The sequence below is a fragment of the Rhodococcus sp. IEGM 1370 genome (assembly GCF_033142325.1).
GTDB lineage: Bacteria > Actinomycetota > Actinomycetes > Mycobacteriales > Mycobacteriaceae > Rhodococcoides.
On record NZ_JAWLRY010000004.1, the window covers coordinates 250,047 to 271,870 of the forward strand.

The window sequence follows — 21,824 nt, forward strand, 5'->3', positions numbered from 1 at the left end:
GCGACGGTGTACGACCTCAGCGCTCACACAGGCTGACACCGACCGAGCGGAGCGACACCCAGAAGTCACAGTTGTTCCACCGCAGACACTTCGACTGCGGTGGAACTTCTCTGTACTGACCCAAGATTCGTCAGAAGGGCGGAGGATCATCGTCCGGTGCTGACGTAGGTACCGGCGCGGGCAGCGGCTGGACGATCTCCAGGCTCGACGTATCTGACTGTATCGCTTGACCTTTGGGCCTGCGATAGACGGCGGGCAGGTGGCTCAGGTCGGCGAGTTGCGTGGTGCCGGGAACCGTAACCGCTGAAGTGCCGGCATTCGAGACCCAGAACTCGACGCCATCGGCGAGCATCACCGGAGTCCACAGACCCATCGTCTTGAGGTTGTGGTGGTAGCGGCACAGGCAGTGCAGGTTGGTGTCGATGGTCCAGCCACCCGACGAGGGATCGCGATGGAAGTACGGGACGATGTGGTCGATCTCGCATTGCTGGGCCGGGACGTCGCAGCCGGGGTGCCGGCACGTGCGGTCGCGATATCGAATGCGTTCCGCCAGTGCAACAGTCGGGCGGTATACGAGGGCTCCGGGTGGCGGCAGCTCGAGACCGCCGTGCCCGTCCGGGTACAGCGCGATCCCGAGAGCTGGATCCGATGCGATCGCTGCTTCGAGTTCGGCAACGAAAGTGTAAGTACCGCGATACGGAGTGGCGACACAGCTGTTCCGTGGTGGTTGTGCGGACTTCGGCGCCCGCGTGTGCCGAAAAGCAATACCGCCGACACGGCGACGACCACGCCCCAGCGGATGAAACACCACCTGCGAACTGCTGCCCTTGGACCTGCTGTTTCTCGACTTGCCTACCTTGGATCCTCTGGGCTTTTTCTGGCCATTTTTCGATCTGCTGTTGTTCGTCCTGCTGCCGCCGCTGTCGGCTCTGCTCTCGGCACCTTTGTCCCCAGTGCCTGCGCCACCGTCGGTATCGGTATCGGTATCGGTATCGGTATCGAGGTCGATCAGTGACTCCAGGTCTTCGCCGTAACCGAGCTTCTCCGCCAGATCGCGGGCTTCGGTGAGCAGGATCTGCCAGTGTGCGTTGTCGGCGAGTTCACGGGCGTACTCGGCATCGATGGGGCCGTGGCCGGCAAGGTGGGCAGGATTGGACAGCAGACCGGCGAGCGTGGCGAGGTCGACGGTGATGACCGTCAGTGGGGCGCGTCGATCAGGATGCACAGTATCGGCCGTGCACGGATTTTCGTCATCGGGCTCGCACATGCAGACCATCGACGACTCCTGCTGCAGCAGAGCAACATACGCTGCGGCACGCTTCTGCCCCTTGTTCCGCGGATCTCGACGGCAGACGGTAGCGGCCATCTCGTTGATCAACTGCCAGGCAGCTGCGGCGTCGGCGGCGGTGAGGTCGGCCTTCAGCGTCGACAGCACATCTTTGTCGGTGTACGTGACGTTCGTGTGCCGTTCCAAGTCCTTACGCAGAGCGGCGGCTTGCTCGGGCGCGATGCGGTACATGATCGACCAGATTTCCGTCGCCAGGGGACCAGGGGACCAGGTGACAGGCGTCGGGCAGCGTGCAGTACCTCGCCTTGGACGGCCGTCGCCGCGTCCTGCGTCAGGTTGTGGGTGCAGCGGTATATCGCGCGGACGCGAGCAAGGTCGAGTTCGCCGGCCTCGAACGCGGCCGCGACGGTAGGAAGCCGAAGCCGGAGGTCCATTCCAACCTCGGCGTACGTGTTCGCAACAGTCTTCGAGCAACCGAGAACGCGTGCAACTTCAGATGCCGCATAGTTGCCCGCGTCCTGAATGACATCACCGACGAGCACGTTCTGATGGATGCACGAGTCCCATATAGCTGCGGCCAGAGCGACCTTGCGAGCGCAAGCCTGATTCTCCAGAATCGCAACGTCGCGAATTTCGCCCAGCACTGTGCTGTCGATATACGGCTTCGGTTGCGGCCCGAGATAGGCCGCGAACCGACTGCGCGTCGAACTGGATGTGATCACTGTGTAGTCGCCCCCCGGCACGTGTTCCGACTCGAAGTAGAACGTACGTTCGATGGTACGGCGGAATGCGAAGTTCGTCAACCCCAATTCTGTTGTGCCGAAGATGGATTGATCGAAACGGCCCATACACCCAGCCACCGACCAGAATATTCGACTCTGACGCCGCGTAGGGCTCCAGGATGATCACGAGCCAGAACTACCCCGCCTTCGAGGTGAGCCCGGTATCGATTCCCCGGACTGATGCCGTCGCACCCGAGCCCCTGTGCGGCCTGTAGGGCATGCCGATGTTCGTCACCGTCTCCACCGCGAATCTCGCTGAATCGACCGGGATTCTGAACCCGAGCTCTCGGTTTCTTCGACCTCTTCGCGCTGGCCAGTGCCATCGATCCCCACCCGCCATCCGCCTCATTTCGGAACGAGTATGAATCGCTCCAGTACCACTCGAGTGTCGTCGTCGACTGTGAAGTGTGGATCACCCAGTTCCGCGCGAACCTCGGTCGAGTGCCAGAATCCTTCGTGCCCGGCTCGCCAGTGCGCCACGTCGATGTATCCTTCACCCTCGTTGAGGCATGTTGGAGCGAAACATCTTTCAGCGCAACGATATCGACACCCGTGGTTTCGATGACTCCCACCACGACTCCGGCCGAATCCACCACCGCGCCGCGTTCACCGACCCTCGGAAGCTCCTCTTCGGTGTACTGAATCAACAGGCTCGCTGTGCTGGTCTTCTCACCGGACAGCACAGCCGCAACAAGTCTGTCCCGCAGCGGTCCGGGGTACGCGAATTCGACAATCGGTAGATCGGTCACTCGCCCATCATATTTCGAGGTCTACCCACACCAGCCGGTGGTCCGACGGGTGCTCGGTGCCCGAGGGCCAGTGAACAGCGGAGTCGATCACCGTCAGATCGTCCGACGGCAGCACGTAGTCGACGCGCAGGTCGCCGGGCGTAGGGTCGGCGAAATCGGCTGTGTTCGTGCCATGTTCGGCCGAGCCGGGTGCCGGATCCTGCACCCGCGGAAGGTCGAGAACCTGCGCGATGGCACCGGCCACCGAATCTCCGTCGACCGGATCGCTGTTCTGATCGCCCAGCATGACGAACGATGCTCCGTCCTCCAGCCCGCCGCGCACACCGTTGTCGTCGTACAGGTAGTCCGCACCCGAGATGTAATCGGCACTGAGCCTTATCTCGTCGTGGTTGCGCTTGCCGTTGCGGTCTTCGGGTCCGTCGAAGGACGGGGGAGTGGGGTGGGACGCCAACACATGTAGCGTCTTCCCGTTCACGTCGATCGGCACGTCCCAATGAGACTTGCTGGACAGCCGAAGCGCGTCGGACACCTCTCCGTAGTAGTCGCGCGGCAGCAGCGAATCCGGCATGTCCTTCCACAGAAAATTCTGGAATGTACGTACCGAATCGGTGGCGATCGGAAACTTCGAGTACACGACCATCCCGTACTGACCGGGAAACTGCCCGAACCCCCACGCATCACCCGGGCCGCCCAGCTGGCCGTCTTTATCCAGATCGAGTCCCGAGTCGACTCCGGTGTTGACCGGCGCGGTGAAGAAATACGGGTACTGCCCGTCGAGGTAGTTGTCGTTGAACAATGTCACCGCGTCCTGGCCTGAGTAGTCGAACTCGTTGACCAGCAACACATCCGGTGAATTCGCTGCGATCACATCGGCGACCGCGCGGGCCTGGGCGTCCTCTCCGCTCAGGTCCGTCACCAGCTGCCCGGCCACCGGCCGATTGAGGCTGGCATTGAACGTCGCCACCCGAATGCTCGACGGCTCGTCGGGGGCCGGGTCCGTGGCGGTTGGATTCACAGAGGAACAACCGGCGGCCATGACGGCGAGGGTAACGGTGACAGCCACAAGTCTCGACATTCTCACGCTCGCCACCGTAGGGATGGCAAGCGAACACGAGGTTACGAATTAACAAGCATGCGTGCTTGCTTTTTTCAGGACCTCCTGTGAAGCTGGGCTCATGGCAGACCTCGACTCTCTCGTCGACGACCTACGCGCCGAGGGCAACGACCTCGATGCACTCGTGGCCGAGCTGACCCCCGAACAATGGGCGGCACCGACACCGGCCGCGGGGTGGACCGTCGCGCACCAGATCGCGCACCTCTCCTGGACCGATCACGTCGCAGAGCGGACCACGTCCGGAGCATCCGGCGATGTCGAGGCCAAGGAGGAGTTCGCTCTCACGCTGAAGAAGGCATGGGAGAACCCCACCGGCTTCGTCGACGAGGCGGCCGAGGAGGAATCGCGTGATCCCGAACTACTGAGCACCTGGCGTACTCGACGCCGTGCCATGAACGAAGCGCTCACACAGGTTCCGACGGGTACCAAGATCGACTGGTTCGGACCCCCGATGAGTGCGGCGTCCATGGCCACGGCGCGTCTGATGGAGACCTGGGCGCACGGTCAGGATGTCGCCGATGCGGTGGGCGTCACCCGCGTCGCCACCGACCGAATCCGCGGCGTCGCACACATAGGCGTTCGCACAAGGGATTTCGCCTACGCGATCAACCAGCAAACGCCTCCCTCCGAACCGTTCCGCATCGAGCTCACCGCACCGTCGGGAGAGCTCTGGACCTGGGGACCCGAGAACGCCACCCAACGAGTGAGCGGTCCGGCACTCGACTTCTGCCTCCTCGTCACCCAGCGCGCTCATCGCGACACCCTCGACATCCGTGCCGAGGGAACCGACGCCGCGCACTGGCTCACCATCGCCCAAGCCTTCGCAGGCCCTCCGGGGGTCGGACGGACACAGTCAGGACGAGAGCAAGCATGACGGTACGGATCGGCAACTGTTCGGGCTTCTACGGAGACCGCCTCTCCGCCATGCGAGAGATGCTCGAGGGCGGCGAACTCGATTACCTCACCGGCGATTACCTCGCCGAGCTGACGATGCTCATTCTCGGCCGCGATCGGATGAAGGACGCGACCCGTGGCTACGCCAAAACCTTTCTGCGGCAGGCAGAGGACTGCCTGGGACTGGCGCTGGACAAGGGTGTCAAGATCGTCGCCAACGCCGGTGGGCTCAATCCCCGAGGCCTGGCCGAGGCACTGGAAAAGTTGGACTCCGGCGCGAAGATCGCCTACGTCGACGGCGACGACCTCCTCGGCCGAGCCGCCGAACTCGGCCTCGGCAACCCGCTGACCGCAAATGCCTACCTCGGCGCGTGGGGCATCGTCGAATGCCTGAACTCCGGTGCCGACGTTGTGGTCACCGGGCGCGTCACCGACGCCAGCGTGATCGTCGGACCGGCCGCGGCCCACTTCGGTTGGGCACCCACCGATTACGACGCGTTGGCCGGGGCCGTGATCGCCGGACACGTCATCGAATGCGGAACGCAGGCGACTGGTGGCAACTACTCGTTCTTCACCGAAATCGCGGACATGGCTCGTCCCGGATTCCCCATCGCCGAGATCGAGTCCGACGGTTCGTCCGTCATCACCAAGCACGAGGGCACCGGCGGTGCCGTCAGCGTCGGCACCGTCACCGCTCAGCTGCTGTACGAAATCACCGGCGGGCGGTACGCGAACCCCGACGTCACCGCGCGGATCGATTCGGCGATCCTGGCGCAGGAGTCGAGTGATCGTGTGTCCATCACCGGCGTGACCGGCGAAGCACCGCCGCCCACCTACAAGGTCTCGCTCAACGCACTCGGTGGGTTCCGCAACGAGTTCACGATGGTGCTCACCGGGCTCGATATCGAAGCCAAAGCAGCACTGGCACAACGGCAATTCGAGTCCTGGCTCCCGGCTCGCCCCACCGAGCTCGACTGGACCCTGGTGCGGACCGACAAGCCCGACGCCGAGACCGAGGAGACGGCCAGCGCCCTGCTGCGCTGCGTTGCCCGCGACAGCAACCCCGACGCCGTCGGACGTCAGTTCTCCGCCGTAGCAGTCGAACTGGCCCTGGCCAGCTATCCCGGATTCTCGGTCACCGCCCCGCCCGGAAACGGTGCGCCCTACGGGGTGTTCACCGCAGGCTTCGTCGACGCGGCCGAGGTGCCGCACGTCGCGCACCTGGCCGATGGCACCGAGTCCACCATCGCTCCGTCGACCGAGTCGCAGGTACTGGAGCCCGTGGAAGAACCGGTGCTGCCTGCACCCAGAGCGGCCGAGGCGACCATTCGCCTTCCGCTCGGAACCATCGCAGCGGCCCGAAGCGGCGACAAGGGCGGCAACGCCAACGTCGGGGTCTGGGTCCGCACCGACGACGAATTCTCCTGGCTGGTGAACGCATTGACGGTCGAGGTTCTGAAGCAGATGCTGCCCGAGACCGAGCCGCTCACCGTCACGCGTCATGTACTGCCCAATCTGCGGGCCGTGAACTTCGTCATCGAGGGAATCCTCGGCCAAGGCGTCGCCTCGCAGGCCCGATTCGATCCACAGGCCAAGGGGCTCGGTGAATGGCTGCGGTCGCGGCACATCGACATCCCGGAAACACTCGCTTACGCGGGAGTGGAGCCTGCGGAACGACCCGACAAGAAAGTAGAACTCGAATGAGTATCTGGACGACGCCGGAGCGTCAGCAGCTGCGCAAGACAGTGCGCAGTTTCGTGGAGCAGGACATCGCCCCGCACATGAATCAGTGGGAGACCGACGGCGAGATTCCGCGTGAGCTGCACAAGAAGGCAGCCGCTCTCGGACTGATCGGAGCAGGCTTTCCCGAGGAGGTCGGCGGCGATGGTGGAGATCTGGCCGACGCCGTCGTGATCTGCGAGGAGATGCACCAGGCCGGTGCGTCGGGTGGACTGTTCGCATCGCTGTTCACCAGTGGAATTGCGTTGCCGCACTTGGTGGCTGCGGGCGACGCCGACCAGATCGAGAAGTGGGTGCGGCCCACGCTGGCGGGGGAGAAGATCGGCTCGCTCGCCATCACCGAACCGGGTGGCGGTTCCGACGTCGGGCACCTCAGGACGAAGGCCGTCAAGGACGGCGATCACTACGTCGTCAACGGCTCGAAGACGTACATCACCTCGGGGTGCCGAGCAGATTTCATCGTCACCGCGGTGCGGACCGGAAGCGAGGGCGCAGCGGGCGTCTCGCTGCTCGTCATCGAGAAGGGCACGCCAGGGTTCGAGGTCACCAGCAAGCTCGACAAGATGGGCTGGCGCGCATCCGATACCGCGGAGCTCTCGTTCGTCGACGCCCGCGTCCCGGTTGCCAACCTCGTCGGTGCCGAGAACAGTGGCTTCGCGCAAATCGCGCAGGCGTTTCTCACCGAGCGCATCGCCCTCGCCGCGCAGGCCTACGCGAGCGCGCAGCGGTGCCTCGATCTGACGCTGCAGTGGGTCCGTGATCGGGAGACCTTCGGAAAGCCGCTCATTGCACGGCAATCCGTACAGAACACCGTCACCGAGATGGCCCGCAAGATCGACATCGCCCGCGTCTATACCCGCAGTATCGCCGAACGGTCCATGCTGGAGGACAGCGACTTCATCGCAGAAGTCTGCTTCGCCAAGAACACCGCCGTCGAGTCCGGAGAGTGGGTCGCCAATCAAGCGGTGCAGCTCTTCGGCGGGCTCGGCTACATGCGCGAGAGCGAGGTCGAGCGGCAGTACCGCGACATGCGCATCCTCGGCATCGGCGGCGGGACGACCGAGATCCTCACCGGGCTGGCTGCAAAACGATTGGGGTACCAGGCATGAGCGTGCTCAAGTCCACCCTCGACACCGCATCGGAGCAGTACGCGGGGAGCGTCGAGGCCATGAACACCAAACTCGGCGAGATCGAGGCCGAGCACTCGAAGGCTCTGCTCGGTGGCGGTCAGAAGTACGTCGAGCGACACAAGAAGCGTGGCAAGCTTCTTGCCCGCGAACGCATCGAACTGCTGATCGACGAGGACTCGGCCTTCCTCGAACTGTGCCCACTCGCGGCCTGGGGCAGCGACTTTCCCGTCGGAGCCAGCACCGTCATGGGTATCGGCGTGGTGTGTGGCGTCGAATGCCTCATCGTCGCCAACGACCCGACTGTCCGCGGCGGGGCGAGCAACCCGTGGACGCTGAAGAAGGGGTTCCGCGGCAACGACATCGCCACGCAGAACCGGCTTCCGGTGATCTCCTTGGTCGAGTCCGGTGGAGCCGATCTACCGACGCAGAAGGAGGTGTTCATCCCCGGCGGTCGCATGTTCCGTGATCTGACGCAGCTCTCGGCGGCGGGCATCCCGACGATCGCGCTGGTGTTCGGTAACTCCACCGCAGGTGGCGCGTACATCCCCGGCATGTCCGATCACGTCGTCATGGTCAAGGAACGCTCCAAGGTGTTCCTCGCCGGACCACCGTTGGTCAAGATGGCGACCGGCGAGGACTCGGACGACGAATCGCTCGGCGGTGCCGAGATGCACGCCCGAAAGTCCGGCCTCGCAGACTACTTCGCCGTCGACGAGCAGGACGCCATCCGCATCGGGCGCAGCATCGTTTCCCGGCTGAACTGGAAGAAGAAGGGCCCCGAGCCGCGCGCCGAGGTCATCGAGCCGCTGGCCGATTCCGAGGACCTGCTCGGCATCGTCCCCACAGATCTGAAGATCCCGTTCGACCCACGCGAGGTCATCGCCCGCATCGTCGACGGTTCGGATTTCGACGAGTTCAAGCCCATGTACGGCGGTTCTCTCGTCACCGGCTGGGCCGAGCTGCACGGATATCCGATCGGCATCCTCGCCAATGCCCGCGGTGTGTTGTTCAGCGAGGAATCGCAGAAGGCGACGCAGTTCATTCAGCTCGCCAATCGGTCCAACACCCCACTCCTGTTCCTGCACAACACCACCGGATACATGGTCGGCAAGGAATACGAGGAGGGCGGGATGATCAAACACGGTTCGATGATGATCAACGCCGTGTCCAACTCGAAAGTGCCGCACATCTCGATCCTGCTCGGTGCCTCCTACGGTGCCGGCCACTACGGCATGTGCGGACGCGCCTTCGATCCGCGATTCCTCTTCGCCTGGCCGTCCAGCAAATCCGCTGTCATGGGCGGCGCGCAGCTCGCCGGTGTCATCTCCATCGTCGGACGCGCCGCCGCCGAAGCTCGCGGACAAGCCTTCGATGCCGAAGCAGATGCCGGAATGCGCGCGATGATCGAAGGCCAGATCGAGGCCGAGTCGATTCCGATGTTCCTCTCCGGACGCCTCTACGACGACGGCGTCATCGACCCCCGTGATACCCGCACGGTGGTGGGAATGTGCCTGTCGGCCATCGCCACCGCCCCGATCGAAGGCACCGCCAACTTCGGTGTCTTCCGGATGTGACGCCATGACCGTAGCCTCCGTCCTCGTAGCCAACCGCGGCGAAATTGCCCGCCGCGTCTTCACCACCTGTCGCGCCGAAGGCATCGACACTGTCGCGGTGTTCTCCGACGCCGACGCGAACTCCCCGCACGTGCGCGAGGCCGATTCGGCAGTGCGGCTACCCGGAAACAGTTCGGCCGAGACGTACCTGCGCGGCGAGCTCGTCATCGCCGCAGCGGCGGCCGCCGGAGCCGACGCCGTGCATCCGGGATACGGATTCCTCTCCGAGAACGCCGATTTCGCGCAACAGGTGCAGAACGCCGGCCTGACGTGGATCGGGCCGCCCGTCAAGGCCATCGAATTGATGGGCTCGAAGGTCGAGTCCAAGAAGATGATGGCCGACGCCGGCGTGCCGGTGCTGACCCAGCTCGATCCCGAGTCGGTCACCGAGAACGAGCTTCCGGTACTGATCAAAGCATCCGCGGGTGGCGGTGGGCGCGGCATGCGCATCGTGCGCGATCTCGAGAACCTGGATTCCGAGCTCGAAGCCGCTGGACGCGAGGCACTCTCGGCATTCGGTGATGGAACGGTGTTCGTCGAGCGGTACATCGAGACCGGTCGGCACATCGAAGTGCAGGTCATGGCCGACAGATTCGGCACGGTGTGGACGGTGGGCGAGCGCGAGTGCTCGATCCAACGCAGGCATCAGAAGGTCGTCGAGGAGGCACCGTCGCCGCTCGTCGAACGCATCGACGGCATGCGCGAGAAGCTCTTCCATGCGGCGACGCTGGCCGCCGAGGCCATCGGCTACGAGGGTGCGGGCACCGTCGAATTCCTCGCCGACGAGAAGGGCAACTTCTTCTTCCTCGAGATGAACACCCGTCTGCAGGTGGAGCACCCGGTCACCGAATGCACGACGGGACTCGACCTGGTGGCGCTGCAGATCAGGGTCGCCGCGGGGGAGCGGTTGCCCGCCGAGCAGCCCGAGACACGTGGACACTCCATCGAAGTTCGCCTCTACGCGGAGGATCCGGCCCAGGATTGGCAGCCGCAGAGCGGTGCCGTGCACCGATTCGAGATCCCCGGTGCGCAGTTCGAGGTGCCCGAGAAGGCGAGCAGGAGTGGAGCCAGCGGAACGACCCGGGGATACATCAGGGTCGATTCCGGCGTCGAGACCGGCAGTGTGGTGGGAACTCATTACGACCCGATGCTCGCGAAGGTCATTTCGTTCGCGCCGACGCGGGATCAGGCTGCCAGTCTTCTGGCGAAAGCGTTGCAGAAGGCCACCGTTCACGGCCTGAAGACCAACCGCGATCTTCTGGTCAACATCCTGCGGCATCCGGCGTTCCTGGCCGGGGATACCGACACGGCCTTCTTCGACACGCACGGGCTCGAGGTCCTGGCTCAGCCGATCGCACACGGCCGGGCCGAGGAACTGTCGGCTCTCGCGGCTGCCTTGGCCGACGCAGCGAACAACACCGCGCAGGCGCGAGTGAACCGGGGACTGCCCGGCGGCTGGCGCAATCTCCGGTCCCAACCGCAGCGCAAGACGTACAACGACATCACCGTCGAATACTCGATCGGACGCAGCGGACTCACCTCCTCGGTGGAGGGCGTCGAACTGATAGAGCACACCCCGACGCGGGTGACGCTCGACGACAATGGAATTCGTCGTATCTTCCAGGTGAGCAGCTACGGTTCGGACGTCTTCGTCGATTCCGCTCTCGGTCCGGTCAGATTGATCAAGGCCCCGCGGTTCACCGACCCCACCGACGAGGTCGCGGCCGGTTCGTTGCTCGCACCGATGCCCGGCAGTGTCATCAGAATCGCTGCTGCGCAGGGCGATACCGTCACCGCCGGTCAGCCGATCCTGTGGCTGGAGGCGATGAAGATGGAACACACGGTCACCGCGCCCGCCGACGGTGTGCTCACCGAATTGAACGTAGTGGAAGGTCAGCAAGTCGAAGTCGGCGCAGTTCTCGCCGTTGTCACCGAAGAAGCCGTCACCGAAGAGGGAGTGGAGCAATCATGAGTTTCATCGAAACCGAAGAGCAGAAGGGTCTGCGCAACGCAGTCTCGTCACTCGGCAAGCGCTACAACTACATCGACTACGTCCTGCCGAAGGCGCGCAAGGGTGAGCCGCTGACCGAACTGTGGAACGAGGCGGGCAAGCTCGGCTTCCTCGGCGTCAACCTGCCCGAGGAGTACGGCGGCGGTGGCGCGGGCATCTACGAACTCGCGCTCGTGCAGGAGGAATTGGCCGCGCACGGCGCCGGTCTGCTGCTGGTCGTCGTCAGCCCGGCCATCTGCGGCACCATCATCGGCAAGTACGGCACGGCCGATCAGAAGCAGGAGTGGCTCACCGCCCTCGCCGACGGGTCCAAGATCATGGTCTTCGGCATCACCGAACCCGACGCCGGCTCCAACTCACACCAGATCACGACCACGGCGCGTCGTGACGGTGACGAGTGGATTCTCAAGGGCAACAAGATCTACATCTCCGGCGTGGATCAGGCCGATGCGGTCCTGATCGTCGCACGCACCGAGGATTCGAAGACCGGCAAGCTCAAGCCGGCGCTGTTCATCGTGCCCACGGACGCTCCGGGACTGCAGAAGACGCAGATGGAGATGGACATCGTCGAGCCCGATCATCAGTTCGTACTGTTCCTCGACGACGTCAGGCTCCCCGCCGAAGCGCTCGTCGGAGAGGCCGACGCCGCTCTGATGCAGCTGTTCGCCGGGCTGAACCCCGAGCGCATTCTCGGTGCCGCGATGGCTGTCGGTATGGGCCGCTACGCCATCGACGCCGCCGTGAAGTACGCCAACGAGCGGACCGTCTGGAAGACGCCGATCGGAGCGCATCAGGGTCTCGCGCATCCGTTGGCGCAGTGCAAGATCGAACTCGAGCTCGCCAAGCTGATGATGCAGAAGGCAGCGGTGCTCTACGACTCCGGCGACGACTTCGGTGCTGCCGAGGCGGCGAACATGGCGAAATACGCTGCGGCCGAGGCCAGTATCAAGGCGCTGGATCAGGCGATCCAGACCCACGGCGGTGCCGGCTTGAGCAGCGAGTACGGCCTGGCTGCGATGCTCGGGGCGGCTCGCATCGCCCGCGTCGCACCGGTGAGTCGGGAGATGATCCTGAACTTCGTGAGCCAGCACTCGCTCGGCCTGCCGAGAAGCTACTGATGGCCGTTCTCGTCGAGTCGGGCAAGGACACAGCGTATTTGACGTTGGATTCGCCGGAGAACCGGAACGCGCTGTCCTCGGTGTTGGTCGAAGAATTGACCGCCGGACTCATCGCTGCGGCGCACGACGACGACGTCAGAACGATCGTGCTCGGCCACACCGGCACCACGTTCTGTGCCGGAGCAGACCTCCGCGAAGCCGGAGCATCACCGGAACTTCGCACGCGGCAGATGCTGGATCTGATGCGGCTGATCATCGACACCCCGAAACCCGTCGTCGTGAAGATCTACGGACATGTGCGGGCAGGCGGGATGGGGCTCGTCGCGGCCTGCGACATCGCGGTCGCCGGACCCGAGAGTTCGTTCGCGTTGACGGAGGTTCGGCTGGGCCTGGCCGCGTCGGTCATCTCGGTGGCCGTGCTGCCGCGGCTGACGTCTCGCGCGGCGAGCCGTTACTTCCTCACCGGGGAGACGTTCGACGGAGCGACGGCCGAGGCCATCGGTCTGGTCACCGTGGCCGACGCCGTCCCCGCAGCCGCGGTGGCCGACTACATGATCATGTTCAGGAAGTGTTCGCCGCAGGGCCTGGCCGAGTCGAAGCGCCTCACCACGGCCGCGATCAGGCGCGAGATGGACGAGCGCGGGACGGCCGTCGCCGAGCAATCGGCCAGGTTGTTTGCATCCGACGAGGCCCGAGAGGGGATGATGTCCTTTCTGGAGAAAAGGCCCCCGTCCTGGGCGGCCGAGAAGTAGAGCGGCCGAGAAGTCAGGTCGGTAGTAGGGAGTATGGCGATGGTGATGGCGCGCGAACCCAAGCAGGACCGCAGCCGGGTGACGCGTCAGCGACTGCTCGAGGCGACCATCGATTCGCTCGCCGAGCAGGGCTGGGTGGCAACGACGGTCGGGGTGGTCGCCGAACGTGCAGGCGTCTCCCGCGGCGCCACCCAGCATCATTTCCCGACGCGCGAGGACCTGATCACCGGAGCGCTCGAGTACATGTTCGACACTCGGATGGACAGCGCTCGCCGCGAGGCGCAGGAGATTCCGGCGGGCCCCGGCCGGACGACACTGGTGGTGGAGCGGCTCGTCGAGTACTACACCGGGCCGATGTTCAAAGCGGCACTGCAGGTCTGGACCGCAGCCTCGGCCGACCCCGAGTTGCGCGATCGGATCGTTCCTCTCGAAGAACGGTTCGGTCGTCGGGCCCACAAGATGGCCGTCGAGAACCTCGGTGTCGACGACAACGATCCCGTCACCCACCGCCTGGTTCAGGCAACCCTCGACCTCGCCCGCGGTCTGGGTCTGGCCGATGTGCTGACCGACGACGCACGACGACGTGCCGAGGTCGTGCGCTCGTGGGCAGAGGTGTTGGATGCGTCGTTGAACGCGCGGCTGTCCGCCGCAGGAGCGGGAGCGCAGTAGAGAGCCGCACGATCTGCAGTTCCGATCGACGTGTGCTTGAGTCTGGCGGGTGACTTCCGAAATCGCACGCGTGCACCGCGGCCACATCTTTCACGTCGCCGGCTCGCCCACGGTGCTCGACGCCGCCGCCGCGCTGGTCTCGATTCCCGACGGTGCCCTCGTGGTCGGCGACGATGGCATCATCGAGTTCTGCGGAGAGTTCGATTCGCTCCCAACCGAATTCGCGCAGCATACGGTTGCCGACCATCGGCCCGGGTTTCTGCTTCCGGGATTCGTCGACACCCACATTCACTTCCCGCAGACCTACGCCGGGGATTCCTACGGCGGCGGGCAACTGCTCGAGTGGCTGAACACGTGCATCTTTCCGTCCGAGTCCCGCTTCGCCGATCCCGAGTTCGCTGCCGCTGCGGCCAGAGATTTCTGTGCTGCGCGAATCCGGGCCGGAACCACACAGGCGATGGTGTTCGGATCGGCGTTCCCGCATGCGCAGGACTCGCTGTTCGCCGAGACCGAGAAGCACGGGCTACGCATCGTCAGCGGCCGCGGGGTCCAGACCACCGGCCCGGCGTCGGCGCAGGCATTGATCACCGGTGAGGACGAGGCCATCCGACTGGTGTCCGAGGAGATCGAGAAGTGGCACGCAGCCGACACCGGCGATGTCGACACGGCACTGCTGCACGTGGCCGTCGTACCGCGGTTCTCGCTCTCGGTGACGACGCAGACGCTGAAGAACCTCGGCGAGCTCTACGATTCCGTGCGGGCCCGAGGTGTCTACTTCCACACACACCTCAACGAGAACAACCGGCCGGGGACCGGCGAGATCGACGCCACCAAGAATGCCTACGGGGTGGAGACGTACCTCGACACCTACGACGGCAAGTTTCTGCCGGGCTCGCAGGTCGGTGGGAAGAGCTTCCTGGGCCCGCGCACCGTCCTGGCCCACGCGGTGCACTGTCAGGACGTCGAACTCGCGCGAATGGCAGAGACCGGCACGTCCATCGCGCACTGTCCCACCTCGCAGCAGTTCCTGGGCTCGGGCACCATGCCGTGGCTGCGGACCGTTGCCGCGGGAGTGAACATCGCCATCGGGTCGGACTTCGGCGGTGGTGACGAATGGCTGCTGCCGCAGGTCCTCGCCGACGCGTTCAAGGTGCACATCTCCGAGGCCGGTGACGCAGGACTGTCCCTGCATCCCGCTGAATTGCTGTTCACCGGAACCCTCGCGGGGGCACGAGCGCTGGACATGGATAGCCGAATCGGCAACTTCGACGCGGGCAAGGAAGCCGACTTCGTGGTGGTCGATCCGTCCGCATGGCCGCAGTTGGCGGCGGCGATCGACCACGGCGTCCGTGCCGACGATGCCGAGCTCGCCCGAGACCAGACCCTGTTCGCTCTGCTGATGTCGATGCGCGAGCCCGCCATCGTCGGCGTCTACGTCCAGGGCCGGAAGCTCGCGGCTTCGCGGTAACGTATGGCGACTCGCTTCCAAAGGATCAGGAGACACACAGGTATGGCTCGTCGGACTCGATTCGGTCTCCTCGCAGCCGCATTCGCGGCTGTGGGCGCCATGGCCCTCGCGCCGGTCGCACAGGCGCAACCGCCTGCCGATGCGCCGCCTGCACCCGCCGAGAACGCGCCTGCACCCTCGCCCGGACCGGGTCCCGTCCCCGTTCTGCAGATTCCCAACCTCGGGGTCACCGTCGGCGGACTCATCGTTCCGGATCAGTGGATCGGCACGATCGAGGTTGCCAGTACCGAGACGCCGGGACTGACCCACATCTGGGGCCGTGCCGCCGATCCGCGGATCTGCACGTCGTACCAGAACTTCGCCAGCCTGCAGGTCGACTTCGTCAACATCGCCAACGGACGCACGGGGTCGGTCAACGCACCGATCTGCCGGCAGGGAAACGGCGTGTTCGAGCCCGCAGGGCCGGTCGTCGCCGATACCGGCAGCGGCCCGGTCCTGTTCACCGCGCACGTCCTTGCCTCCGGAATCGTGTTCGACATTCCCGGCGTCGGCGGATTCTCGGCCCCGTAGCAGATGACGAGACGGTTCGCGATGGTCGTGACGGCAACAGCCGTGCTGATCGCCGGGTGCGGCGGTGCGGAGGACGACGCTGCATCGACGCAAGAGACTGCCCCGACGACCACGGTGTACGAGCCGGGTCCCTTCTTCGGTGAATGCGGATCGATCACCGACGCCGAGGTGCAGTCCGCGTTCGGAGCGGGCCCGTTCGCGCAGATCACCCGTAATTCCGTCGGGTGCCAGTGGGAGACCACAGGGTTCGGCGGACCGGGCGTCAGCTTCTCCTGGTACCGCGGCAGCCCTATCGGACGCGAGCGCGCCGGTTCCGAGCTGATCGGCCGTCCGGCGAAAGACATCGAGATCGACGGCAACCCGGGGTTCGAGGCCGAGCAGGACACTCTGTGCGAAATAGGCGTGCAGTTCGGCGACGACTTCTTCCACTGGTCGATCACGTACTCCCTCGGACCTGCCGCGCGCCCGCCGTGCGACGTCGGAAACGAACTCGCGACTCTGACCGTGGAGCGCAAGCAATGACACGCAGACGAGTGGTCGCGGCGGCGTCGACCCTGTTGCTCGTCGCCGGGTGCGCCCAGACCGTCGAGGGAACTGCGAGACCAGCGAGCTTCGCAGGCTCCGGTGGCCAAGAATTCACCGAATTGTTGACCGAGTGCGATGCCGTCTCCGACGACCAGATCGCCGAGACCACCGGAGCCGACGCCATCGAACGCGGCTTCTTCGGGGCCATCTGTCGGTGGGATCTCGTCGGCTCCGCGGGCACGGTGAAGGTGACGTTCAACTGGTTCGAATCCGGCACTCTGGCCGCCGAGCGGGCCGCCGAGGAAAAGATGATGTACACCGTCACCGACACAACGGTGCAGGGCCGCAAGGCAATCCAGGCTCAGCGTCCGAACGATCCCGATTCGTGCGGAGTCTCGGCCGGCGCGGATCGGGACGGCATCTTCGGGTGGTGGGTGCAGTACCAGCCCGGTGCCGCCCACCCCGATCCGTGCCAGGCCGCGGCGAAGCTGGCCGACCTCACACTCAACCTGAGCAGATAGGTTGCGTATCAGGGCGAAGGGTGTTTTGACCCGAGGCCGCGCCGCCGGGTATCGTTATGGGTCGTGTCCGGCCTGGCCGGACCGTTTGTGTGCCTATGCGAGGTACAGCCGTGCGCACGTTCGCTCTGAGAGCGCGCAACCGGCTGGACGTGTGGGGGTATGCGACACACCCGACCGCGGGGTGCAAGAGACCCGCGGTAGCAGTACTGGAGCAGCAGCAGTACCGGGTGAGGAGCAGTGTTCTCTTGCTCCAACTGCTAGATCCCTGTTTATCGACACGAAGAAAGCCGGTTCATGCCAACGATCAACCAGCTGGTCCGTAAGGGACGCACCGACAAGGTCGCGAAACTGAAGACCGCTGCCCTCAAGGGCAGTCCACAGCGCCGTGGCGTGTGCACTCGCGTGTACACCACCACCCCCAAGAAGCCGAACTCCGCGCTCCGTAAGGTCGCGCGTGTTCGCCTGACCTCCTCGGTCGAGGTCACCGCATACATCCCCGGTGAGGGTCACAACCTGCAGGAGCACTCGATGGTGCTCGTTCGCGGTGGTCGTGTGAAGGACCTCCCGGGTGTGCGTTACAAGATCATCCGCGGCTCGCTCGACACCCAGGGTGTCAAGAACCGCAAGCAGGCTCGTAGCCGCTACGGAGCCAAGAAGGAGAAGAGCTGATATGCCACGCAAGGGCCCAGCACCCAAGCGGCCGCTGATCAACGACCCGGTCTACGGATCGCCGTTGGTCACGCAGCTCGTCAACAAGATTCTCCTCGACGGCAAGAAGTCGACCGCAGAGCGCATCGTCTACCAGGCGCTCGAGCAGGCTCGCGAGAAGACCGGCACCGACCCCGTCGTCACGCTCAAGCGTGCACTCGACAACGTCAAGCCGGCCCTCGAGGTTCGCAGCCGTCGCGTCGGTGGTGCCACCTACCAGGTGCCCGTCGAGGTTCGTCCCGGCCGCTCCACCACGCTGGCACTGCGCTGGCTGGTCACGTTCTCGCGCGCTCGTCGTGAGAAGACCATGGTCGAGCGTCTGGCGAACGAGTTGCTCGACGCCAGCAACGGCCTCGGTGCCGCTGTGAAGCGTCGCGAGGACACTCACAAGATGGCCGAAGCCAACAAGGCGTTCGCTCACTACCGCTGGTGATCTCCTCGCTCGGGCGGTATTCGGAACTATCCGATACCGCCGGAGCGTTGATCAGCTCAGGCAATACCTCTTCCAACACCAAGGCGGGTTAACTCGTGGCACAGGACGTGCTGACCGACCTACTCAAGGTCCGCAACATCGGCATCATGGCCCACATCGATGCCGGCAAGACCACCACTACCGAACGCATCCTCTTCTACACCGGTATCTCCTACAAGATCGGTGAAGTTCACGATGGCGCAGCCACCATGGACTGGATGGAGCAGGAGCAGGAGCGTGGCATCACGATCACCTCTGCTGCCACGACGTGCTTCTGGAACGACAACCAGATCAACATCATCGACACCCCCGGTCACGTCGACTTCACCGTCGAGGTGGAGCGCTCGCTCCGCGTCCTCGACGGCGCTGTCGCAGTGTTCGACGGCAAAGAAGGTGTCGAGCCGCAGTCCGAGCAGGTCTGGCGTCAGGCCGACAAGTACGACGTGCCGCGCATCTGCTTCGTCAACAAGATGGACAAGCTCGGCGCGGACTTCTACTACACCGTGCAGACCATCATCGATCGTCTCGGTGCCAAGCCGCTGGTCATCCAGCTGCCCATCGGCGCAGAGAACGATTTCGAGGGCGTCATCGACCTCGTGCAGATGAAGGCTCTTGTGTGGAGTGGCGAGACCAAGCTCGGCGAGAAGTACGAGATCCAGGAGATCCCGGAAAACCTCAAGGAGCGCGCGGACGAGTACCGCACCATGCTGCTCGAGACCGTGGCCGAGTCCGACGAAGCGCTTCTGGAGAAGCACTTCGGCGGCGAAGAGCTCACGATCGACGAGATCAAGGGCGCCATCCGCAAGATGACGGTCAACAGCGAGCTGTACCCGATCCTGTGTGGATCCGCGTTCAAGAACAAGGGCGTCCAGCCCATGCTCGACGCGGTCATCGACTACCTCCCGTCTCCCCTCGACGTTGCCGAGACCATCGGACACGCCGTCGGCGACGAGGAGAAGGAGATTACTCGCAAGCCGTCCGCAGACGAGCCGTTCGCGGCTCTCGCGTTCAAGATCGCGACTCACCCCTTCTTCGGCAAGCTGACCTACGTCCGGGTGTACTCGGGCAAGGTCGACTCCGGCGCTCAGGTCATCAACTCGACCAAGGGCAAGAAGGAGCGTCTGGGCAAGCTGTTCCAGATGCACTCCAACAAGGAGAACGCGATCGCGACCGCATCTGCCGGTCACATCTACGCGGTCATCGGCCTCAAGGACACCACGACGGGTGACACGCTCTGCGATCCGCAGAACCAGATCATCCTCGAGTCCATGAGCTTCCCGGACCCGGTCATCCAGGTCTCGATCGAGCCGAAGACCAAGTCCGACCAGGAGAAGCTGGGAACAGCAATCCAGAAGCTCGCCGAAGAGGATCCCACCTTCTCGGTGAAGCTGGACGAGGACACCGGCCAGACCGTCATCGGCGGCATGGGCGAGCTGCACCTCGACATCCTCGTGGACCGTATGCGTCGCGAGTTCAAGGTCGAGGCCAACGTCGGCAAGCCGCAGGTCGCGTACCGCGAGACCATCCGCAAGACGGTCGAGAAGCACGACTACACCCACAAGAAGCAGACCGGTGGCTCCGGCCAGTTCGCGAAGGTCATCATCAAGCTCGAGCCTTTCGAGGGCGAAGACGGTGCGACCTACGAATTCGAGAACAAGGTCTCCGGTGGTCGTGTGCCCAGGGAGTACATCCCCTCGGTCGACGCCGGTGCTCAGGACGCCATGCAGTACGGTGTTCTCGCCGGATACCCCCTGGTCAACGTCAAGGTCACACTGCTCGACGGTGCGTACCACGACGTCGACTCGTCGGAAATGGCCTTCAAGGTCGCCGGCTCACAAGCGTTCAAGGAAGCCGCCCGCAAGGCCAGCCCCGTCATTCTCGAACCCGTCATGGCCGTCGAGGTCATCACGCCCGAGGATTACATGGGTGAGGTCATCGGCGACCTGAACTCCCGCCGTGGTCAGATTCAGGCCATGGAGGAGCGCAGCGGTGCCCGTATCGTCAAGGCACTGGTTCCGCTGTCGGAGATGTTCGGCTACATCGGAGACCTTCGGTCGAAGACACAGGGCCGCGCTAACTACTCCATGGTCTTCGATTCGTACGCAGAAGTTCCCGCGAACGTAGCGAAGGAAATCATCGCGAAGGTCAACGGAGAGTAAATCTCTTCGTTTGCTGGACCACGCTCGACCTGTAATAAGTAAGAACACATACGCGTGCCGGCCCCGTCGGGGCCCGCACAGATCAGTCCAGGAGGACACACAGTGGCGAAGGCGAAGTTCGATCGGACGAAGCCGCACGTCAACATCGGCACCATCGGTCACGTTGACCACGGTAAGACGACGCTGACGGCTGCAATCACCAAGGTTCTGCACGACAAGTTCCCGGACCTGAACGAGGCCTCGGCTTTCGATCAGATCGACAAGGCTCCGGAGGAGAAGGCTCGTGGTATCACGATCAACATCTCCCACGTCGAGTACCAGACCGAGAAGCGCCACTACGCGCACGTCGATGCACCGGGTCACGCCGACTACATCAAGAACATGATCACCGGCGCGGCACAGATGGACGGCGCAATCCTGGTCGTTGCAGCAACCGACGGCCCGATGCCGCAGACCCGCGAGCACGTGCTGCTCGCCCGCCAGGTCGGTGTTCCGTACATCCTGGTCGCACTGAACAAGGCCGACATGGTCGACGACGACGAGATCATCGAGCTCGTCGAGATGGAGGTCCGCGAGCTCCTCGCTTCGCAGGAGTTCGACGAGGACGCACCGGTCATCAAGGTCTCCGCACTCAAGGCACTCGAGGGTGACGAGAAGTGGGGCGAGTCGGTTCTGGAGCTCATGCAGGCCGTCGACGATTCCGTTCCGGATCCCGTCCGTGAGACCGACAAGCCGTTCCTCATGCCCGTCGAGGACGTCTTCACCATCACCGGTCGTGGCACCGTGGTCACCGGACGTATCGAGCGCGGCTCGGTCAACGTCAACGAAGAGGTCGAGATCGTCGGCATCCGCCCCGGCTCGACCAAGACCACCGTCACCGGAATCGAAATGTTCCGCAAGCTGCTCGACTCGGGTCAGGCAGGCGACAACGTCGGCCTCCTCGTTCGTGGCATCAAGCGCGAAGACGTCGAGCGTGGACAGGTCATCATCAAGCCCGGCACCACGACTCCCCACACGGAGTTCGAGGGCAACGCCTACATCCTCTCGAAGGACGAGGGCGGCCGCCACACGCCGTTCTTCAACAACTACCGCCCGCAGTTCTACTTCCGTACCACGGACGTTACGGGCGTCGTGACCCTTCCCGAGGGCACCGAGATGGTCATGCCCGGTGACAACACCGAGATGTCCGTCACGCTGATCCAGCCGGTCGCCATGGATGTCGGCCTCCGTTTCGCAATCCGTGAGGGCGGTCGTACCGTCGGAGCCGGTCGCGTCACGAAGATCGTCAAGTGATCTAGTTTCACCAGCTGTACCGGAAGCGGCACTCACCCTCACGGGTGGGTGCCGCTTTTGCGTGCGTGCACCCCTCCCGTGAGCGTCAATGGACCCTTGCACCGCTCAGACGTATGCAACGGTCCATTCACGCGGGCCGAAGTGTTCACCCGCAGTGAGTGAATGGACCCTTGCCGCGGTCAGACGTGTGCAGTGGTCCATTGACGCAGCCCGACGGGCACCCGAAAAATGGGACGCATCGGGCGCGG

Annotated in this window: 18 protein-coding genes and 1 pseudogene; 16 read left to right on the top strand and 3 right to left on the bottom strand. The window is 64.3% G+C overall.

Features of this window, described 5'->3' with window-relative positions:
* Nucleotides 1-130: 130 nt before the first annotated feature.
* From R4P47_RS09485 to R4P47_RS09500, 3 genes and pseudogenes are all read right to left on the bottom strand, one after another.
* A pseudogene (locus R4P47_RS09485) lies at nt 131-2,136 on the bottom strand (DUF222 domain-containing protein).
* Nucleotides 2,088-2,819 carry an ASCH domain-containing protein gene (locus R4P47_RS09495; RefSeq protein ID WP_317784635.1) on the bottom strand — a complete coding sequence of 244 codons (732 nt, stop codon included), beginning with the start codon at nt 2,817-2,819 and terminating at the stop codon, nt 2,088-2,090. Before R4P47_RS09495 ends, R4P47_RS09485 begins: the two are co-directional and overlap by 49 nt.
* Nucleotides 2,820-2,826: 7 nt before the next feature.
* Nucleotides 2,827-3,882: an endonuclease/exonuclease/phosphatase family protein gene (locus R4P47_RS09500; protein ID WP_317784636.1), complete on the bottom strand. Its 1,056-nt coding sequence runs from the start codon at nt 3,880-3,882 to the stop codon at nt 2,827-2,829.
* Nucleotides 3,883-3,994: 112 nt separating this feature from the next.
* Here R4P47_RS09500 and R4P47_RS09505 point away from each other — a divergent pair, with 112 nt between their 5' ends.
* From R4P47_RS09505 to tuf, 16 genes are all read left to right on the top strand, one after another.
* Nucleotides 3,995-4,807 (top strand): TIGR03084 family metal-binding protein, encoded by an 813-nt coding sequence (locus tag R4P47_RS09505; RefSeq protein ID WP_317784637.1) that lies wholly within the window; start codon nt 3,995-3,997, stop codon nt 4,805-4,807.
* Nucleotides 4,804-6,531 (top strand): acyclic terpene utilization AtuA family protein, encoded by a 1,728-nt coding sequence (locus tag R4P47_RS09510; RefSeq protein ID WP_317784638.1) that lies wholly within the window; start codon nt 4,804-4,806, stop codon nt 6,529-6,531. The genes R4P47_RS09505 and R4P47_RS09510 overlap by 4 nt, the downstream gene beginning before the upstream one ends.
* On the top strand, nt 6,528-7,676 hold the full coding sequence (locus R4P47_RS09515; RefSeq protein ID WP_149407531.1) for an acyl-CoA dehydrogenase family protein: 1,149 nt from the start codon (nt 6,528-6,530) through the stop codon (nt 7,674-7,676). The genes R4P47_RS09510 and R4P47_RS09515 overlap by 4 nt, the downstream gene beginning before the upstream one ends.
* Complete coding sequence (locus R4P47_RS09520) at nt 7,673-9,271, top strand: acyl-CoA carboxylase subunit beta (RefSeq protein ID WP_317784639.1); 1,599 nt, start codon at nt 7,673-7,675, stop codon at nt 9,269-9,271. Before R4P47_RS09515 ends, R4P47_RS09520 begins: the two co-directional genes overlap by 4 nt.
* A gap of 4 nt (nt 9,272-9,275) precedes the next feature.
* The gene (locus R4P47_RS09525) at nt 9,276-11,282 is read left to right on the top strand and encodes an acetyl/propionyl/methylcrotonyl-CoA carboxylase subunit alpha (protein WP_317784640.1); all 2,007 of its coding nucleotides are present in this window, start codon (nt 9,276-9,278) and stop codon (nt 11,280-11,282) included.
* The gene (locus R4P47_RS09530; RefSeq protein WP_068283787.1) at nt 11,279-12,439 is read left to right on the top strand and encodes an acyl-CoA dehydrogenase family protein; all 1,161 of its coding nucleotides are present in this window, start codon (nt 11,279-11,281) and stop codon (nt 12,437-12,439) included. Before R4P47_RS09525 ends, R4P47_RS09530 begins: the two co-directional genes overlap by 4 nt.
* Nucleotides 12,439-13,191, top strand: coding sequence for an enoyl-CoA hydratase family protein (locus R4P47_RS09535; protein WP_317784641.1), 753 nt, complete (start codon nt 12,439-12,441; stop codon nt 13,189-13,191). Before R4P47_RS09530 ends, R4P47_RS09535 begins: the two co-directional genes overlap by 1 nt.
* Nucleotides 13,192-13,236: 45 nt before the next feature.
* Nucleotides 13,237-13,860, top strand: a complete 624-nt coding sequence (locus R4P47_RS09540) for a TetR/AcrR family transcriptional regulator (RefSeq protein WP_317784662.1) — start codon at nt 13,237-13,239, stop codon at nt 13,858-13,860.
* A 61-nt stretch (nt 13,861-13,921) separates the two neighbouring features.
* Complete coding sequence (locus tag R4P47_RS09545; protein WP_317784663.1) at nt 13,922-15,328, top strand: guanine deaminase; 1,407 nt, start codon at nt 13,922-13,924, stop codon at nt 15,326-15,328.
* 42 nt (nt 15,329-15,370) lie between these two features.
* Nucleotides 15,371-15,898 carry a hypothetical protein gene (locus R4P47_RS09550; protein ID WP_317784642.1) on the top strand — a complete coding sequence of 176 codons (528 nt, stop codon included), beginning with the start codon at nt 15,371-15,373 and terminating at the stop codon, nt 15,896-15,898.
* 21 nt (nt 15,899-15,919) lie between these two features.
* Nucleotides 15,920-16,420, top strand: a complete 501-nt coding sequence (locus R4P47_RS09555) for a DUF3558 domain-containing protein (protein WP_373454795.1) — start codon at nt 15,920-15,922, stop codon at nt 16,418-16,420.
* The gene (locus R4P47_RS09560; RefSeq protein ID WP_149407536.1) at nt 16,417-16,944 is read left to right on the top strand and encodes a DUF3558 domain-containing protein; all 528 of its coding nucleotides are present in this window, start codon (nt 16,417-16,419) and stop codon (nt 16,942-16,944) included. Before R4P47_RS09555 ends, R4P47_RS09560 begins: the two co-directional genes overlap by 4 nt.
* A gap of 294 nt (nt 16,945-17,238) precedes the next feature.
* Nucleotides 17,239-17,613 carry a 30S ribosomal protein S12 gene (gene rpsL / locus R4P47_RS09565; RefSeq protein ID WP_008714048.1) on the top strand — a complete coding sequence of 125 codons (375 nt, stop codon included), beginning with the start codon at nt 17,239-17,241 and terminating at the stop codon, nt 17,611-17,613.
* Nucleotide 17,614: 1 nt separating this feature from the next.
* Nucleotides 17,615-18,085, top strand: a complete 471-nt coding sequence (gene rpsG, locus R4P47_RS09570) for a 30S ribosomal protein S7 (protein ID WP_003941856.1) — start codon at nt 17,615-17,617, stop codon at nt 18,083-18,085.
* A 95-nt stretch (nt 18,086-18,180) separates the two neighbouring features.
* Nucleotides 18,181-20,283 carry an elongation factor G gene (gene fusA, locus R4P47_RS09575; RefSeq protein ID WP_037191357.1) on the top strand — a complete coding sequence of 701 codons (2,103 nt, stop codon included), beginning with the start codon at nt 18,181-18,183 and terminating at the stop codon, nt 20,281-20,283.
* A gap of 102 nt (nt 20,284-20,385) precedes the next feature.
* Complete coding sequence (gene tuf / locus R4P47_RS09580; RefSeq protein WP_032380840.1) at nt 20,386-21,576, top strand: elongation factor Tu; 1,191 nt, start codon at nt 20,386-20,388, stop codon at nt 21,574-21,576.
* Nucleotides 21,577-21,824 lie beyond the last annotated feature (248 nt).

What these genes read in the sequence shown, in the direction of transcription:
- R4P47_RS09505 (WP_317784637.1), top strand. Translation starts at nt 3,995, where the DNA reads ATGGCAGACCTCGACTCTCTCGTCGACGACCTACGCGCCGAGGGCAAC.
- R4P47_RS09510 (WP_317784638.1), top strand. Translation starts at nt 4,804, where the DNA reads ATGACGGTACGGATCGGCAACTGTTCGGGCTTCTACGGAGACCGCCTC.
- R4P47_RS09515 (WP_149407531.1), top strand. Translation starts at nt 6,528, where the DNA reads ATGAGTATCTGGACGACGCCGGAGCGTCAGCAGCTGCGCAAGACAGTG.
- R4P47_RS09520 (WP_317784639.1), top strand. Translation starts at nt 7,673, where the DNA reads ATGAGCGTGCTCAAGTCCACCCTCGACACCGCATCGGAGCAGTACGCG.
- R4P47_RS09525 (WP_317784640.1), top strand. Translation starts at nt 9,276, where the DNA reads ATGACCGTAGCCTCCGTCCTCGTAGCCAACCGCGGCGAAATTGCCCGC.
- R4P47_RS09530 (WP_068283787.1), top strand. Translation starts at nt 11,279, where the DNA reads ATGAGTTTCATCGAAACCGAAGAGCAGAAGGGTCTGCGCAACGCAGTC.
- R4P47_RS09535 (WP_317784641.1), top strand. Translation starts at nt 12,439, where the DNA reads ATGGCCGTTCTCGTCGAGTCGGGCAAGGACACAGCGTATTTGACGTTG.
- R4P47_RS09540 (WP_317784662.1), top strand. Translation starts at nt 13,237, where the DNA reads ATGGCGCGCGAACCCAAGCAGGACCGCAGCCGGGTGACGCGTCAGCGA.
- R4P47_RS09550 (WP_317784642.1), top strand. Translation starts at nt 15,371, where the DNA reads ATGGCTCGTCGGACTCGATTCGGTCTCCTCGCAGCCGCATTCGCGGCT.
- R4P47_RS09555 (WP_373454795.1), top strand. Translation starts at nt 15,920, where the DNA reads ATGGTCGTGACGGCAACAGCCGTGCTGATCGCCGGGTGCGGCGGTGCG.
- R4P47_RS09560 (WP_149407536.1), top strand. Translation starts at nt 16,417, where the DNA reads ATGACACGCAGACGAGTGGTCGCGGCGGCGTCGACCCTGTTGCTCGTC.
- rpsL (WP_008714048.1), top strand. Translation starts at nt 17,239, where the DNA reads ATGCCAACGATCAACCAGCTGGTCCGTAAGGGACGCACCGACAAGGTC.
- rpsG (WP_003941856.1), top strand. Translation starts at nt 17,615, where the DNA reads ATGCCACGCAAGGGCCCAGCACCCAAGCGGCCGCTGATCAACGACCCG.